Source organism: Inhella proteolytica, from assembly GCF_016093275.1.
Taxonomy (GTDB): domain Bacteria; phylum Pseudomonadota; class Gammaproteobacteria; order Burkholderiales; family Burkholderiaceae_C; genus Inhella; species Inhella proteolytica.
Map to the genome: position 1 here is coordinate 532,481 of NZ_JAEDAK010000002.1, position 16,477 is coordinate 548,957.

At 68.8% G+C, this 16,477-nt stretch carries 14 protein-coding genes; 5 read left to right on the plus strand and 9 right to left on the minus strand.

The annotated features are described in order from the left end of the window. The first annotated feature begins 196 nt into the window (after positions 1-196). A complete protein-coding gene (locus tag I7X39_RS04970) occupies positions 197-2,125 on the plus strand; it encodes an ATP-dependent nuclease (protein WP_198109857.1) in 1,929 nt (642 codons plus the stop codon). After that, entirely contained in the window at positions 2,122-4,038 is a 1,917-nt protein-coding gene (locus tag I7X39_RS04975) for a UvrD-helicase domain-containing protein (RefSeq protein ID WP_198109858.1), read from the plus strand. The genes I7X39_RS04970 and I7X39_RS04975 overlap by 4 nt, the downstream gene beginning before the upstream one ends. Positions 4,039-4,233: 195 nt before the next feature. Here I7X39_RS04975 and I7X39_RS04980 read toward each other — a convergent pair whose 3' ends face one another. The 7 genes from I7X39_RS04980 to I7X39_RS05010 form a co-directional block, all read right to left on the minus strand. Further along, positions 4,234-5,796, minus strand: a complete 1,563-nt coding sequence (locus I7X39_RS04980; RefSeq protein WP_198109859.1) for a 2Fe-2S iron-sulfur cluster-binding protein — start codon at positions 5,794-5,796, stop codon at positions 4,234-4,236. 102 nt (positions 5,797-5,898) lie between these two features. Continuing rightward, entirely contained in the window at positions 5,899-7,257 is a 1,359-nt protein-coding gene (locus tag I7X39_RS04985) for a diguanylate cyclase domain-containing protein (RefSeq protein WP_198109860.1), read from the minus strand. Between the two features lie 58 nt (positions 7,258-7,315). Further along, a complete protein-coding gene (locus I7X39_RS04990; protein WP_198109861.1) occupies positions 7,316-7,771 on the minus strand; it encodes a DoxX family protein in 456 nt (151 codons plus the stop codon). A gap of 2 nt (positions 7,772-7,773) precedes the next feature. Continuing rightward, positions 7,774-8,253 carry a nuclear transport factor 2 family protein gene (locus I7X39_RS04995; protein WP_198109862.1) on the minus strand — a complete coding sequence of 160 codons (480 nt, stop codon included), beginning with the start codon at positions 8,251-8,253 and terminating at the stop codon, positions 7,774-7,776. A 51-nt stretch (positions 8,254-8,304) separates the two neighbouring features. Next, a complete protein-coding gene (locus I7X39_RS05000) occupies positions 8,305-8,916 on the minus strand; it encodes a glutathione S-transferase family protein (protein WP_198109863.1) in 612 nt (203 codons plus the stop codon). Positions 8,917-8,948: 32 nt separating this feature from the next. Further along, positions 8,949-9,995, minus strand: a complete 1,047-nt coding sequence (locus I7X39_RS05005; protein ID WP_198109864.1) for a hypothetical protein — start codon at positions 9,993-9,995, stop codon at positions 8,949-8,951. 63 nt (positions 9,996-10,058) lie between these two features. Continuing rightward, positions 10,059-10,559, minus strand: coding sequence for a YHS domain-containing (seleno)protein (locus tag I7X39_RS05010; RefSeq protein ID WP_198109865.1), 501 nt, complete (start codon positions 10,557-10,559; stop codon positions 10,059-10,061). Between the two features lie 273 nt (positions 10,560-10,832). On the opposite strand from I7X39_RS05010, the gene I7X39_RS05015 reads away from it, so the two are divergent. Next, positions 10,833-11,900 (plus strand): hypothetical protein, encoded by a 1,068-nt coding sequence (locus I7X39_RS05015; RefSeq protein WP_198109866.1) that lies wholly within the window; start codon positions 10,833-10,835, stop codon positions 11,898-11,900. A gap of 28 nt (positions 11,901-11,928) precedes the next feature. On the opposite strand, the gene I7X39_RS05020 is transcribed toward I7X39_RS05015, so the two are convergent. Further along, positions 11,929-12,546 (minus strand): glutathione S-transferase family protein, encoded by a 618-nt coding sequence (locus I7X39_RS05020; RefSeq protein ID WP_198109867.1) that lies wholly within the window; start codon positions 12,544-12,546, stop codon positions 11,929-11,931. A gap of 95 nt (positions 12,547-12,641) precedes the next feature. Between I7X39_RS05020 and I7X39_RS05025 the strand changes: the two genes are divergently transcribed. Then, positions 12,642-13,820: an aminotransferase class V-fold PLP-dependent enzyme gene (locus I7X39_RS05025; protein ID WP_232351702.1), complete on the plus strand. Its 1,179-nt coding sequence runs from the start codon at positions 12,642-12,644 to the stop codon at positions 13,818-13,820. 8 nt (positions 13,821-13,828) lie between these two features. On the opposite strand, the gene I7X39_RS05030 is transcribed toward I7X39_RS05025, so the two are convergent. Beyond that, positions 13,829-15,256, minus strand: coding sequence for a dihydrolipoyl dehydrogenase (locus I7X39_RS05030; RefSeq protein WP_198109868.1), 1,428 nt, complete (start codon positions 15,254-15,256; stop codon positions 13,829-13,831). Positions 15,257-15,516: 260 nt separating this feature from the next. Between I7X39_RS05030 and I7X39_RS05035 the strand changes: the two genes are divergently transcribed. Next, positions 15,517-16,434, plus strand: a complete 918-nt coding sequence (locus I7X39_RS05035; RefSeq protein WP_198109869.1) for a LysR substrate-binding domain-containing protein — start codon at positions 15,517-15,519, stop codon at positions 16,432-16,434. Positions 16,435-16,477: the final 43 nt, after the last annotated feature.

Sequence of the window (16,477 nt, forward strand, 5' to 3'; positions counted from 1 at the left end):
TGCGTTGAACTCCGTGGCTGGATTCTCCGCACGCTGATCCCGCGACCGCATTGCCGAGGTCTGGGTTCACCGGACACCACCATGCAGTACCCGGCGACACCCCCCGGGGCCAACGGTGTAGCGACCGTCACCGCTCGCGCCGCGATTGCTATCCTGAAAACCAGTCGCTCGGAGCAAAGCGACGCAGGGAGACTGCATGTATTTGAAGCAAATTCGCGCAAGCAACTTTCGCGCGTTCGGAGACGGCATCGCCTCGCCAGTTCTGGATTGGGAACTGTCTCCCGGCCTGAACATCCTGGTCGGGGAGAACGACGCCGGTAAGACAGCGGTCGTCGACGCCATCCGGCACGTGCTATGGACCACCAGCTATGAGTTCGTCCGGCTGTTTGAGACCGACTTCCACATCGACGGCGCGAAACGCGCGACCTCGCTGTTCATTGAGGCGACGCTTGCCGACCTCAGCCCCGACCAAGAGGCCGCCGTTCTGGAGTGGCTCACCCACGAGGCAGACGGGACCAGAAGCCTCATCCTTCATCTGCAAGCGCGATGGATTCCGCCCCAGGACAGCAAGCGTGGGCGCGTTGACGCGGTGACTCGCGCAGGCCGTGGCGGCGTCGGGCTGGAGATTGGTTCGGCCGTGCGGGAGCTGGTTCGGGCGACATACCTGCGACCGCTGCGAGATGCCGAGGCAGAGCTTCAGCCAGGTCGTCAATCCCGGCTGTCCCAGATTCTCGGCGCGCACAAGAGCATCGGCGGCCAGGAGAAGAACGACTTCGTCGTAGCGACGCCCAAGGAAGTCCCGAAGAACCTGGTTGGTCTGATGGCCTTCGCCCAACACCACCTCGGCGAGCACGAGGTCATCAAGGGCGTCGAGAAGGACATCAACGACAACTACCTGAACAAGTTCGCCTTCGCCGGGGACGCGTTGTCTTCGCGGATTCAGATTGCCTCCGAACTGGCCCTGCAGCCCATCCTCGAGAAGTTCGAACTCAGCTTGCTGCCATCGACTGGCATTCATCCCGATGAGCGCTGCGCTCGCGGCCTCGGCTACAACAACGCCCTCTTTATGGCCACGGAGTTGGTGCTCCTGAGGGATGGAGAGGAACTGGCACTTCTCTTGGTTGAAGAGCCGGAAGCCCACTTGCACCCGCAACTGCAGGAGCGCGTCCAACGCCTGCTGGAGCAGAGCGCTACAACGCCGGAGGAGGGCAAGCGAAGGGTTCAGGTCGTCATGACAACCCATAGTCCGTCTCTGGCTGCAAGTGCCGACATAGCCAGCATGACGCTGGTGCACCGGGCCCAGCTTTACAGCCTGGCTCACGACAAGACCAAGCTTAAGAAGAGCGACTACGAGTTTCTGCGGCGCTTCATCGACGCGACCAAGGCAAACATGTTCTTCGCCCGAGGCGTGGCAATAGTCGAAGGTCCGGCCGAGGCGCTGCTGCTCCCAGCGCTGGCAGAAGCGTGCGACCGGTCGTTCTCGCGACATGGCGTATCGGTGGTGAACGTCAGCAACGTAGGCCTGTACCACTACGCACGAATCCTCCAGCGCGCCGATGAGGCGGTGAAGGTGCCGATACCCGTGGCCTGTCTCACGGACCGCGACGTTGTGCCGGACGTTGCCAACGACTTCGTGGTCAAGAGCGGCGAGAAGAAGCGGTTCGAGTCCGATTACAGCGAGGCGGAAGTCAAGGCACTGGTCAAGGCCAAGGAGGACCGCGCGCAGGGCGGCAACACTGTCGTCTGCGTCTCGGACTGCTGGACCTTCGAGTACGACCTGGCGCTCTTTGGATGCGCCGAGCTGATGTTCAAGGCGATTCACCTTGCCAAGCTGGCCGAGTCCAAGGGTGAGCGCCTGGATGAAGAGGACGAAGTGAAGGCCATGGCCGTAGCTCACGACGAGTGGGAAGCGCTGAAGGCTGCCGGGCACAGCGATGAGAAGCTGGCGTCGGTCGTCTACCAGCCGCTTCAGGAGAAGGATGCGTCCAAGGCAGTGGCAGCCCAATACGCCGCTCATCTCGTTGCGACCGGCCAGTATGGGAAGGGTGAAGACCTCTTCAAGCGACTGCCTCCCTACGTTCAGCGCGCTCTGGCTCACCTCACGGGTAAAGGTGCCGCAGCATGACGCTGCCAGTCCTGTCCGATGAAGACATAGACGCTCTTGCCGCTCTGACTGCGGACCTCGACTTCACCGATGCTGAGCGCCGGGCGGTGCTACTTGAAGGCGGGACGCGCGACGTCAACGCGGCTCCTGGCAGCGGCAAGACCACGGTGTTGGCGGCCAAGCTCTTGCTCCTGGCGCGCAAGTGGCCTGACGACCGCCGCGGCATCTGCGTGCTCAGCCACACGAATGTCGCTCGTGAGGAAATCCAGAAACGGCTGGCTGGGACGCCCGACGGCAGTCGACTCCTGGCGTATCCGCACTTCATCGGGACCATCCACGCGTTTGTGAACCAGTTCCTGGCGTTGCCGTTCCTCCGAAGCGAAGGGCTGGAGGTCGATGTCATCGATGATGAGGTGTTTGCCAACCGAGCCATCGGCATGGCAATGAGGAAGGCGCCGCTGCGCGGATGGGCTGCGAACAACGATGGCGTGAAGCCGATGGTTGGCGGCTTGGTCTTCAGGGGCAGCGGGCTGGAGCTTGTCAGCGAGGGAGGGAAGCTGCCCAAGCCGGACTCCAAGTCCTATCCCCTACTGCATGACATCAAGCTGGAACTGACCGCGAAGGGCGTCTTTCGGTACGCCGACATGTTCGCCTTCGCGGAGGCGCTGTTGAAGAAGTCACCCGCCTTGAGGGGCCGGCTGTCCAAACGCTTCCCCCTGGTTTTTATCGACGAGATGCAGGACACGTCATGGGCGCAGGAGGACCTCCTGAACCGTCTCTTCGACGACACGGTAACGGTGCAGCGGCTTGGAGACCTCAATCAGCGAATCCTGGGCAGCGATGAAGGGGCTGCGAACCTGACCTTTCCGAGGGCTCCTGCACTAACCATCAGCACGAGCAAGCGCTTCGGCCCGTTGATTGCAGCTGCGGTTTCCGGCGTTCGAGTCGGCGGGGCCGCCGTCGTAGGCACATCCGCGGACGTTCACCCGCCGATGCTGCTGACCTACGCAACCGCTCGCGTCGGCGAAGTCCTCAACCTGTTTGGACAGAAGGTCCTAGAGCGGTTCAGCGACGAGCAACTCGGCAGCGGCTCCGTTAGGGCGCTCTGCGCGAGAAAGCAAGGTGATGCCAAGGAGGAGCCAGGCAGATCGCTCATCGACTACTGGCCCGGCTACGGCGGGGACGTGAAGAGCTCAGGTTCGAGGTCCGAACGGTTCTGGGCCCTGCTTGCTAGTCCAAGATTGACGGCGAGTGCTGCGTCAACGCTGGTCGATCGGGCGGTTGACGCCAAGCGCGCGGTCCTACTGGTGCTGCGTGCAGCGGGCTCGGAACATGTCTCCACTGTTCGCGATGGGCCCCAACTACTGCGAAGGCTGCAGGAGGCTGGCCAGGACACGGCGCACGTGCGTCTGCTCTGCCGCACGCTTGCCCTACAGGGCACTCTTGGTGCCTCGAAGGCGAGTCGTCTCGAGGTCCCGGGACTGTTCTACCAGGCGCTCAAGGGGTTGCTTCCCTCTGCGCTGTCCTTCGCTGACTTTGCCAAGCTGTCGGTCTTCGAGGAGCCAGAAGACGCGCCAGAGGTCGAACTGGAGCAGCGGCATTGCCGAGTTGAGCACGGCGGCCGTCAGGTCCAAGTGGAAATTGGTTCGATTGCATCCATGAAGGGCGAGACGCACTTAGCAACGCTGGTCCTGGAATCGTTTGGTTGGCGGCCTCGGCGGTTCGACTTAGAACTGGCATTGCCGGTGCTCGCTGGGGTCGAGGCACGCGACGCCAGGATGACCGACCATCAGTTGGCTTTGTTCCGAAATCTTTATGTCGGCATGTCTCGGCCAACAAGTTTCCTGTGCATCTCGGCGAATGAGAGTCGCGTGAGGGAGGACGTCAAGAGGGGCCTTGCCGCTCAGGGTTGGGTGGTCGAGCGCCTTGGGTAGCCGGCTCGCCGATAGCAAGGCGAAAAAAGGCAGCCGCGTCATCTCAGCACTCGGGGACCGACCCGCATTTCGGTGGTGGCCATAGGACTTCTAGCTGCCGTTCAAGAGAAGGGAGCGAATGGCGGCTGCCGCTGCTGAGCAGTTCTTCATGCTGCTCACCACGTTGCCGAACTCGGTGCGCCGGGTGGCGCCGCGTCACAGATCCAGCACCAGCTCCGGCCCCTGGGCCCGCGACACACACACGCACATCCGCTCGCGGCGTTCGTCGGCGCTCAGCACCGAGTCGCGGTGCTCGGGCGTGCCGCCCAGCACCTTGACCGCGCAATCCCCGCAGCTGCCGCCGCGGCAGCCGAAGGGCACGGCCACGCCGGCGTCTTCCAGCGCCTCCAGCACGGTCTGCAGCGGGCTCACCGCCACTTGGTGGCCGCTGCGGGCCAGCGTGAGGGTGAGGGCCTTCTCGGCACCCACCGTCTGGGCGGCGCGGAAGCGCTCGACGCGCAGGCGCTTCGGGTCCATGCCCAGCGCGGCCGCAGCGGCCTGGGCCTCGTCCAGCAGGCCCTGCGGGCCGCACAGATAGAACAGCGCATCGGCGGGCGCGGCGGCCAGCACGGCCGCCAGGTCCAGGCGCTGGCCGGCGTCCTTGGCGTAGACGTGCAGGCCGGCGCCGAACTCGCGCTCCAGGCGGTCCAGGTAGGCGCCCTCGCGGCGCGTACGCACGGCGTAGTGCAGTTCCACCGGCCGGCCGAGCGAGCGCAGGCGCAGGGCCATGGCCTTGATGGGGGTGATGCCCACGCCAGCGGCGATCAGCACCGCCGGGCGTTCGTCCTCGTGCAGGTTGAAGTCGTTGCCCGGCATCCCGCAGTGCAGGGTCATGCCCAGCCGGTAGCCCTGGTGCACGGCCACCGAGCCGCCGCTGCCGCCGTCTTCGCGCAGCACGGCGATCTCGTAGGCGTCGCGCCGCGCGGGGTTGGAGCTGATGGAGTAGCGGCGCGTGCTCAGGGCCCCACTGGCCAGCCGCACCGGCACGTCGATGTGGGCGCCGGCGCGCACGGCGGGCAGCTCGCGGCCTTCGGGGTCGCGCAGTTCGTAGGCGCGCACGCGCGGGGTCAGCTCGCGCACGCCGCTGATGCGCAGGCGCAGCGGGCCTGTGCCCAGCTCCAGCTCGGCCTGGCTGGCCTGGGCGCGCAGGCGCTCCAGTTCGGTGCGCAGCGGCCGCACGGCCTCATTGACCTCGGCCTCGGTGAAGCGCGGGGTGATGTGCTTGGGGCAGTTCCAGTCGTAGGCCTCGACGGTGATGAGCACCGCGCGCTCGGCGGGCTGGGCCACGCCGGGCATGCGCAGACGCGCCAGCAGCTCGGGGTCGTCCTCCACGAAGCGCACGCGGCCCAGCAGCTTGAGGCGGCGCTGCGCGGCGTAGTCCATGAAGAAGAGCGAGACGCGGTCATTGCCCTGCAGGTTGCCCACGCTGATGTACTGGCGGTTGCCGCTCACGTCGGCATAGGCCAGGGTCTTGGCGTCGAGCACCTTCAGGAAGCCGGCCGGGCCGCCGCGGAACTGCACGTAGGGCCAGCCGGTCTCGCCCACCGTGGCCTGGTAGAAGCCGTCGCGGGCGCCGATGAATTCGGCCTCGCGCGCCGTCAGGGTGTCGCGGCGATCGTCGGTCAGGTCCAGCGGTGCATAGGCCTGGCGGCTGCCCATGCGGGTCTGCATGGCGCGCACGCGCTCGGTGAAGGCAAGGTCGGAATAGGCGCGGCTCATCGGGGTCTCCTGATCGAGCCTGCACTGTCGCCGCTCTCCGCGGCGGGGTGAAGGCGCCCGCGCGGCAATGCACTGTGCCGCGGCGCGGAAGAATCGAAGCCGTCAGGCCAGCTGCACGCGGTTGCTGCCGGCGCGCTTGGCGCGGTACATGGCGGCGTCGGCGCTGCGGCCCAGGCTCTCGGCGTCCTGCCCATGCTGCGGGTACAGCGCCACGCCGATGCTGCCCGAGATCTCGACCCGCTGCCCCTCCAGCTCAAAGGGCTGCGCCAGCGCGGCGCGCATCTTTTCGGCCACGGCCAGCACCTCTTCGGCCCGCAGGGCGGGCTGCAGCAGGGCCACGAATTCGTCCCCGCCCACGCGGGCCACGGTGTCCGACTGGCGCAGCGCGTGCTTGAGGCGGCGCGCCACATGGCGCAGCAGCGCGTCGCCGGCGGCGTGGCCCAGGGTGTCGTTGATGGGCTTGAATTTGTCGAGGTCGATGTTGACCAGCGCCAGGCCCTCGCGCCGCCGCCCGGCCTGGCCCAGAGCGACCTGCAGGCGGTCGTCGAACAGGTGCCGGTTCGGCAGCTCGGTCAGCGCGTCGTACTGCGCCTGGAAGCGCAGGCGCTCCTCGCGCCAGGTGCGCTCCAGCGCATTGGCCAGTTGGTCCGCCGCGAACTGCAGCAGCCGCAGCTGCGCCTCGGTGCAGGGGCGCGCGTCTTCCAGCGGCTCGACGACCAGCGCGCCGACGATGCGCCCGCCCAGCCGCAGCGGCGCCCCCAGCCAGGCGCCCTCCGCCGTGCCGCTGCCCTGGCAGGGGCCGACCCCCTGCACCACCTGCCAGGCCCGCTGCAGCGCCCTGGGCTGCAGGCCGCGGGCACCGGCCGGCGGCTCGGCCCCGCCCTGGTAGGCCAGCTGCAGCTGGGCGCTGCCCTCGTCCCGCAGCGCCACCTGCAGGGCGCGCAGGGGCAGCACCTCGCCCAGCAGGCGCTCGATCTGCGGGTACAGGGTGGCGCAGGAGTCGCAGTCGTGCGCGCAGGTGGACAGGCCATGCAGGGCCGCCTGCATGCGCGCGGCCAGCTTGCGCTCGGTGATGTCACGGAACACCACCGTCACGCCGTAGATGACGCCCTGCCCGTCGCGCAGGGGCGCGGTGCGGTATTCCACCGGGAAGCAGCTGCCGTCCTGGCGCCAGAACACGTCGTCCAGCACCTCACGCGGCTGGCCGTCCTGCAGGGTCGAGAAGATCGGGCAGTCCTCGACCGGAAACAAGCGCCCGTCGGCATGGTGGTGGTGGATGGCGGCGTGGCCGTTCTTGCCCACCAGGCAGTCGCCACACCAGCCCAGCAGCCGCGCCGAGGCGGTGTTCTCGATCAGCACCCGGCCCTGCAGGTCAATGACGTGGATGCCATCGCTGACCGAACCGAGGATGTGCTCGTAGAGGGCATCGCTGCCCAGAACAGACAGGGACGGCATGGTCATGGGCGCTCCTGCAGGGCGGGTGGGCCAGTGTGCCGAAACCCGCGCCGTCACGCCATGGTCAGCGCGGGGCGCTGGCGGCGATGCGGCGCCAGAAGCTGGGCAGGGCCCAGGCGCCGGGCCCGCGCACGGCCACCACCACCAGCAGCACGCCCCAGAGCTGGTGCTGCGCCCAGGCGGCCGGGGCGATGTCGGGCAAGCTGAGCACCGCCACGGCATTGACCACCAGCAGGCCCAGCGCGGGCACGCGGTCCAGCAGGCCCAGCACCAGCAAGGGCGGCAGCAGCAGCTCGCCGGCGGTGCCGGCCCAGGCCGCAGCTTCAGGCGGCAGCAGGGGCACGTGGTAGTCGTCGGTGAAGAGCGTCAGGGTGGTCTCCCAATTCCTCAGCTTGGTCAGGCCGGAGGCGAAGAACACCCAGGCCACATGCAGACGGGCCAGCAGCAGCAGCGGCGCTTCGAGCCCCTGCAGCCATTCCAGGCCGTGCAGGGCCCTGCGAATCAGAGCGGGCGCAGCCATGCTCACAGCCCCAGCTCGCTCAGGCCCGGATGGTCATCCGGCCGGCGCCCCAGCGGCCAGTGGAACTTGCGCTCCTCGGGTCGGATCGGCAGGTCGTTGATGGAGGCATGCCGCACCGCCATGAAGCCGTTGGCGTCGAACTCCCAGTTCTCATTGCCGTAGGCGCGGAACCAGTGGCCGGCGTCGTCCCGCCATTCGTAGGCGAAGCGCACCGCGATGCGGTGGCCGTCATGGGCCCAGATCTCCTTGATCAAGCGGTACTCCTGCTCCTTGGCCCATTTGCGCTCCAGAAAGGCCTGGATGTCCGCCCGCCCCTGGAAGATCTCGGCGCGGTTGCGCCAGCGGCTCTCGGGCGTGTAGGCCAGGGCCACCTTGTTCGGGTCGCGCTGGTTCCAGGCGTCTTCGGCGGCACGCACTTTCTGCCGGGCGGCTTCCAGCGTGAAGGGCGGCAGGGGGTGGCGGGGGGCTTCGGGGGTGTTCATGGGCTGCGCAAAGGGGGTGAGGGAGGGCGGTTTAGCGGCGATCCAGAGCATTCAGGCAGCGCGCTTCGCGCTCCAGGTGCCCGGCATGTCCCCATGGCCCGGCAGGGCCTGCACACGCCCCAGCCAGGCCTGCACGGCGGGATAGGGGCTGAGGTCCACCTGGCCCTCGGGCGCCAGGGCGATGTAGGGGTAGACGGCCAGGTCGGCCAGGGTGGGTGCCGCGCCGTCCACCAGCCAGGCCTGGCTGGCCAGCACGCCTTCCAGCACCGCCAGCAAGGCCGCGGTGCGGGCCTGCGCGGCCGCCAGGTCGATCGGGCGGCCGAACTTGTGGTGCAGGCGCAGCAGGTTCGGGCCGTGGGCCACCTCGTTGGCGGCGGTGGAGAGCCAGGCCACCACCTGCGCCAGTCGCCCGGCTTCCCGGGGCCACCAGGCGTCACCGCCGTAGCGCTGGCCCAGGTAGGCCAGGATGGCCTGGCTGTCGCGCACCACCACCGCCCCGTCCACAAGCACCGGCACCTGTCCGAAGGGGTTGAGCTTCAGGAACTCGGGCGCCTTGTGCGCGCCACCGCTGGGCACCTCGGCCTCGTACGGCAGGCCGAGCATCGACAAGGCCAGACGCACCTTGTGCGAATTGCCGGAGAGGGGGAAGTGATAGAGCTTCATGGCGGCTGGGTGATTCAGGGCGGAAAGGAAGATCAGGCGACGGCACGGGCATAGCCCTGCGGCAGGTGCCCACTGAGGTGGCGGTGCGGCATGAGCTTCTCGGCGTTCACGCGCGCCAGCTCGCCGCTGGGCCAGCGCGGCGCGCGGCCTGCGTCGGTGTCGTGGTTGCGGCGTTGGAACTCGGCGGCGAACTCGGGGCGCTGAAGGTCGCGGGCATAGGGGCGCAGCTGGCGCGACAACTGCGCGATGCGCGCCGGGTCGTTGCGACGGCTGAAGCGCGCAAAGCCGCGGAAGCGAAAGGCTTCTTCGATGCGCCGGTTGCTGCAGTGGATGAGCGCATCCATCAACGCGAACACGAGCTCGACCCGGCTGGCCTGCGCCAGCTGGAGGCGCAGCACCTGGCCATCAAAGTGCGCCAGCTCGCCCTCCGCCGCGCGCGCCGCGGGCGGGCTGCCGATGCGCACCCACAGCGCCGCACCGTCCGCGCCCCAGTCCTCGCAGCGCAGCAGCTCCAAGGGCCGCTGCGCGAACTGGCAGAGCGCCAACCACTCGCGCACCGCCTCGGCCAGCGGGCGATCCAGTGCCTGCGGTTCCGGCTCGGCCGCCGTCAGCTCCGGGAATGCCGCCATCAGCGGCAGATCCAGGTGGTTGCTCAAGGGGCTGGAGCAGCGGGCGCTGGCGGCGTCGCGCAGGGTCAGCAGCTCGCGCACCTCGTGCTCATGGGCCTTCTGAATGGCCAGAAAGGCGGTCTGCACGATTTCCGAGCTGGGCGTGTCGGCGTCGATGCGCCACTTGCGCCCGTAGACCAGCTTGAGCGGCCGCGCGGCGGCACCGCGTTCGTAGTTCTCGCGCCCGATCAGGCCCACCTGCAGATAGACCCCGCCGCCATCCTCGGCCGCGAACAGCAAGCTGTGCGCGTCACACGCCACGTCGGCCAGCAGGCTTTGCACGCTGCGGGCGTCGTGGCGGAACTGCAGGTAGTGCTGGGGCACGCAGGCGCATCCGTTGGGCAGGGTGACGGTGGGTGCGCCCGGCATGGTCAGCTCGCCCGCGGCGGGGTTCAGTGCAAGGGGTTTCATCGCTCTGAGAAGTTCAGCCCCAGCGCGCACGGCGGATGCGAGCGCGCTGGCGGCAGGCCGGATTTACAGATCCTTGGGCGCCTTGCCCTTGATGCTGGGCCAGGTCATCTGGGCGTTCTTGATGTTGCCGGGCACGTCTTCCAGCCACTTCTTCTGCACGTCCTTGTTGACGTTCAGGTAGAGCTTGCCGTCCACCACGCGCCAGGCGGTCGGGTCGCCGTCGAGCTTCTTCTCCAGCGCCACGCCCATGGCGCAGAAGCCACCGAAGGCCGGCACGTACTTGGCCGGGTTGGCCGTGAACAGGTCGCGGTTGGCGGCGCTGCTGAAGAGGTAGGTGGCACCCTCGTGCTTGGCCATGAAGCTGGCGTTGCCTTGGGTGGGGGCACCCACGGTTTGGTAAGCCACCACGTCGTAGCCGGAGACGGCCACGCCCTTGGCGTCGACGTTCAGCGCAGAGGTGCTGTGGGTGTCGTAGGCGTGGGCGGTGCTGGGCAGCACGGCCATCAGGCTGGCGGAGGCGATCAGGGTGGCCAGCAGGGTGTGGCGCAGGGTCATGGCGTTCATTGCAAAGGTCCTGTCAATCGTGGAGTGAGTGGGGGCCAGTGCGTCCGTCTCGGGGCACCGTGTCGCTGGGCTTCAGCGCATGGGTTGAACTGTGCGTTTTTGGGCTGCACAGCGGAATCACCGCAGCGCCCAAGAGACTCTTGCGGCGCGCGGAATGGTCGACGTGAAAGCCTGGGCTGGGTGCGGCCCCGGGGCGCTGCGCTTGCGAGGCCGTGACGGCGTTCTTATCCTTCGGCGGGCTGCGCCTCAGGGGCGCGACCCAGGATCCGATCCATGAGCCCCGCACGCCCCCCACGCAAGTCCATCGGCTTGGGCAAGCCTGGCAGCCGCGCGACGCTGCTGCTCGCCCTGCAGCTCGGCATGGGCGAATTCGCCCTGGCCATGAGCCCCACCGAACTCCGGCGCCTGGAGGACCTGGAGCGCGCCCATGAGCAGCAGCGGGAATTCGACCGTCAGGCCGCCGAACGCCAGAACGCGCAGATCCAGCGCGATGCCGAACTTCATGAAGCCCAGGTGCGCAAGCTGCGTGAGCTGCACCAGCGCCTTGAGCGCTGCGGCAGTTGTGCCGAGCGCGCGGCCCTGCAGGCGGAGCTGGAGCGCATCCAAGCCCAGCATGCGGAGGCGATTCGCCTCTACTGCGCCAACGCCGATCAATGGCGCCAGCAGGGGACGGCCGCCGCCGCACTCATCGGCGGCCTGATCCACGGCAGCCCCTTGTGCCAACTCAGGCGCCAGGAAGCGCGCCAGCAGCTGGTCGACAAAGCACGCAGCGGCAAGCCCGAGGATGCGCACCGCCTTGCGCTGTGGACGATCAAGGAGGAGGGGGATGTGCGCCAGGGCTGCACCCAGCTGGAGGCTGGTGTGAGCCAGGGCCATGGCGTCTTCATGCGGGACTACGCGCATTGGTGCCTGGGCAACCGGCAGTCCGGCATCGACGCGCAGCGCGGCGAGCAGTTGCTGCAGCACTGCGCCGACCAGGGCGAGCCGGAGTGCGCGCTGGCACTGCGCAACTACCGCTTCAACCGCGAAGCCTCGGCGCAGCGCGCCACGGCCCGCTCCAGCGCCAACAAAGACTACGCGCGCCGGCCACCGCTGGAGGCGGCCGCCCTGCGGCGCGAGCGGGGCGACGCCGCGCGCCAGGCCGCTCGCGAGGAAGCCCGCTCACACCACCAGGAGCGCCGGGAGCAGGAGCAGGCCCGCGTCTGCGACTTCGAGACGAAGCGGCTGTCCAGCCTGCAGGAGCGGCTCGAAGCCGCCGGCAATGAGCGACAGCGCCTGGTTGCTCAGCGCGCGCTGGAGCGCGGGCAGAAGCGCCAAGAGTCCGCCTGCGCGGGCGGCTGAGCCCGCGCGGCCAGCTGCCCAGTGCCCCTCACCCCAGCGCCCGCTTCACCGCCGGCCGCTGCGCAATTCGCTCCACCCAGGCCTTCACCGCCGGGAAGTCCTCCAGCTTCACCCCCGCATAGCCGGCCGATCGCAGCCAGCCGAAGTGGGCGATGTCGGCAATCGAGTACTCGTCACCGGCCAACCAGGGCGACTCTTGCAGGCGGGCTTCCAGCACGGCCGTGAGGCGCCGGCTCTCGGCCTGGTAGCGCTCAATGCCGGCGGGCATCTTCTCGGGGTGGCGCATGAACCAGCCGGCCTGGCCGAACATCGGGCCCACGCCGCCAATCTGGAAGTACAGGTACTCGAACGCGCGGATGCGCTCGCGCGCAGGCTTGGGCAGCAGGCCGCCAAATTTCTCGGCCAGGTACTGCAGGATGGCGCCGGACTCGAACACCGAGACCGGCTCGCCATCAGGGCCATCAGGGCCATCGGGGTCCACGATGGCCGGGATGCGGCCGTTCGGATTGATCTTCAGGAACTCCGGGCGCTTTTGTTCGTTGGCCGAAAGGTTCACCGGAATGAGCCGGTAGGGCACGCCCAGTTCTTCCAGGGCAATCGGGATCTTGATGCCGTTCGGGGTGGGGGCGTAGTAGACGTCGATCATGGTACGAATGCAGGCAGGAGAGGCGATGGACCACACTGTGCCGACGCAGCCCCGGCGCGGGAATCCGCGCCCCGTCCAACACACTGTTTCAGCCCATGCAAGAGTCTTTCGACCCCGCGCGATTGAAGCCGCTGTACCTGCTGGATCCGGACCTGGTGTTTCTGAACCACGGCTCCTTCGGCGCCTGCCCGGCCGAGGTGCTGGCGGTGCAGCAAGGCTGGCAGCGCGAGATGGAACGCAACCCGGTGGCGTTTCTTGGGCGACGCTCGGCCGAACTGCTGGCGCAGGCGCGCGCGCGGCTGGCGCAGGAACTGGGCGCGGACCCGGCACACCTGGTGTTCGTGCCCAATGCCACGCAGGGCGTGAACACGGTGGCGCGCTCGCTGCCGCTGCAACCGGGCGATGAGATCCTGAGCACCGACCACGAGTACGGTGCCTGCGACAACACCTGGGACTGGGTCTGCGCCCGCAGCGGCGCGCGCCGCGTGGCGGTGCCCATCCCCCTGCCCTTCCGCGCCGAAGAATTCGTGGAACGCGTTTGGCGCGCGGTGACGCCGCGCACGCGCGTGCTGTTCCTGAGCCACATGACGTCCACCACCGCGCTGATCTTCCCGATCCAGGAGCTGGTGCGCCGGGCGCGGGCGGCCGGCATCCGCAGCGTGATCGACGGCGCGCACATGCCCGGCCACCTGCCCCTGGATCTGGATGCCCTGGGCGCGGACTTCTATACCGGCAATTGCCACAAGTGGCTGGGTGCCCCCAAGGGTGCGGCCTTTCTGCACGCGCGGCCCGAGCAGCACGAATTGCTGCACGCGCTCACCATCAGCTGGGGCTACAGCCCGGGCGTGGAGGGGCATACCGGCTTCGACGCCTACCTGGGCCACAGCCTGCTGGAGCGGCGCCTGCAATGGCAGGGCACGCGCGACATTTCCGCCTTCCTCACGGTGCCCGCGGCGCTGGACTTCGCCGCCCGGCACCACTGGCCGCAGGTGCGCCAGGCCTGTCACGCGCTGGCGGTGCAAACCCTGCAGCGCGTGTGCGCGCACACCGGTCTTTCACCCCTGTGCCGCGATGAGGACTTCGGCCAGATGGTGGCCATTCCCGTGCCGCCGATGAACGGCGAGGCGCTCAAGCAGCGGCTGTTCGACGAATTCCGCATCGAGGTGCCGGTGACCCAGCACGGGCCGCAGACCTTCGTGCGGGCGTCCTTCCAGGGCTACAACAGCCCGGCGGATGCGGACGCCCTGGTGGCGGCGCTGCAGACGATTTTCTAGGCCACCGCTCAGGCCCCCGGCCCGCAGTCCAGGCAGCGTTCCACCGGCGGCGGGCCCATGCGCAGGGCGCGCTGCAAGTCGCGCAGCGCGGTGCGCAGCCCCTCTTCCACCACCGGGTGATAGAAGGGGCTGTCCAGCATCTGCTGCACCGTGTCGCCGCGCTGCACGCTCCAGCTGAGCAGGTGGCCCAGGTGCTCGGCGGCCGGGCCGATCATTTCGGCGCCCAGCAGGCGGCCCGTGCCCTTGTCGGCATACAGGTGCAGGCCGCCCTGGTTCTTGCGCATCACCCGGCTGCGGCCTTGGTCGGCAAAGCTGACGCGGCCGGTCTCGAAGGCCACCCCCGCCTGCAGCAATTCGGCGTGCCTGCGCCCGACCGTGGCGATCTGCGGATCGCTGAACACCACGGCAAGAGGGGCCCGGCGCGGGCGCACGCGCACGTCCGGCCAGCGGCCGGCGTTGTCGCCGGCAATGCGGCCTTCATCGGCGGCCTCGTGCAGCAACTGCAGCTCAGCCGTGGCGTCGCCCGCGATGAAGACCGGATGCGCGCCCACCTGGCCGGTGTGCCGATCGAACGGCGGCACGCCGTCGGCGTCCAATGGCAGACCGCTGTGCTCCAGCCCGAGGCCCTGCAGGCGCGGGCGGCGCCCTGTGGCGGCCAGCACCCAATCGACGCGCTCCTCCTGGCCATCGAGCCTCAGCACCACCTCGTCGCCCTCGCGGCGCAGTTCAGGCTGGGGCTGGCCGAGGTGCATGGGGATCTCGGCGCCAAGGAGCTCGCGGCTCAGGGCCTGCAGCACCGGGTCGGTAAGCGGCCCCACGCGCTGGCTGCGGCCCACCAAGCGCACGCGCACGCCCAGGCGGTGCAGGGCCTGCGCCAGTTCCAGCGCAATCACGCCGGCGCCCAGCACCAGCACGGCGCGCGGCAGGTCGTGCCAGTCAAACAGCTCGTCGTTGCGGATCAGGCGCTCGCCCAGGGCCTGCTGCCAGGCCGGGTCGATCTGCGGCTCCGATCCGGTGGCGATGACGATGCGAGCGGCCTTCACCCGCGTGTGGCCGTCCACCTCCAGCACGCCGGGCGCCACGAAGCGGGCGTGGCCGCGCAGGCGATGGGCGGCGGGCCAGCTGTCCACGGACTCGGTCACGAAGCCCACAAAGCGGTCGCGCTCGCTGCGCACGCGCTGCATCACGGCCCGGCCGTCAATCTGCACGCCCTGCACCCGCACGCCGAAGCCGGCCGCCTGCTGCACGGCATGCGCGGCCTCGGCCGCGGCAATCAGCAGCTTGCTGGGCATGCAGCCCACGCGTGCGCAGGTGGTGCCATAGGGCCCACTTTCGATCGCCAGCACGCTTTCCGTGTGCTGGCGCGCGGCACGGTAGGCCGCCATGCCGGCGGTACCGGTGCCGACGATGGCCACATCGACGCTCAGCGCTTGCATGGCGCCATTCCCAGGTAGACCCGCAAGACCGCCCACGCGCGGGAAACGAAGGAGCAATCGGCATCGCCCTGGGGCGGCAGTTCGGTGAAGAAAGGGCTGGGCAGCATGAGGAATCGGCTTCAGAGCAGGGATGCCCGCACTGTGCGCAAACCCGTGTGCAGGCGGAATCCCCGCCAGAGCCAATGCACTGCTGCGCGCAGCGGAACAATCCGGCATGGCTTCCCGGCTCGGCACAATCCCCCGCCACACCGGGAGGCTTTGTGGACCGTCTGCACCAGATTCAAGTGTTCGTGGCCGTGGTGGACGCCAACGGCTTTGCCGGCGCGGCACGCAAGCTGAACCTCTCGCCACCGGCGGTGACGCGCGCCATCAACGAGCTGGAGGCCCAGCTCGGCGCCCGCCTGCTGACCCGCACCACGCGCGTCGTTCGCGTCACCGAAGCGGGCGAGCGCTACGCGGAGGATTGCCGTCGCATCCTGGCCGAGCTGGTGGAGGCGGACGAATCCGTGGCGGGGTTGCACGCCAACCCGCGCGGCCGCCTCACCCTCACGGCACCGGTGCTGTTCGGCGCGCAGGTGGTCACGCCCATCGTGACGGAGTACCTGCGCCTGCACCCGGAAGTGCAGGCGCAATGCTGGTTTCTGGACCGCATCGTCAACATGATGGACGAGGGCGTGGACGTGGCCGTGCGCATCGGCGAGCTGCCGGATTCCTCGCTGCAGGCGGTGCGCGTGGGGCAGGTGCGGCGCGTCATCGTGGCCACGCCGCAGTACCTGAAAAGCGCGCCGCCGCTGCAAGTGCCCGCCGACCTGCAAGCCCACGCCATCGTGGCCGCCAGCGCCGTCACCCCGAACGCCGAGTGGCGCCTGCAGCAAGCGGGAGAGCCCGTCACCATCAAGCTGCAACCGCGCCTGACCACCACCTCCAACGACGCGGCCATTCAAGCCTGCCTGCAGCACTTCGGGCTGACGCGCCTGCTGTCCTATCAGGTGGCGACCTTGCAGGCCGAAGGCCGCCTGCAGACCGTGCTGACGGACTATGAGCCGGAGCCGCTGCCGGTGCATGTGGTGCACCGCGAGGGTCGCTATGCCTCCAAGAAGGCACGTGCCTTCATCGATCTCGCCGTGGAGCGCCTGCGCTCGCACCCCGCGCTGGAGGGCGGCGGCGCCCGCCAGTGACGCGTTCGGATCTGGCCGCCTGCAGCGATTCAATGGGCTGAGG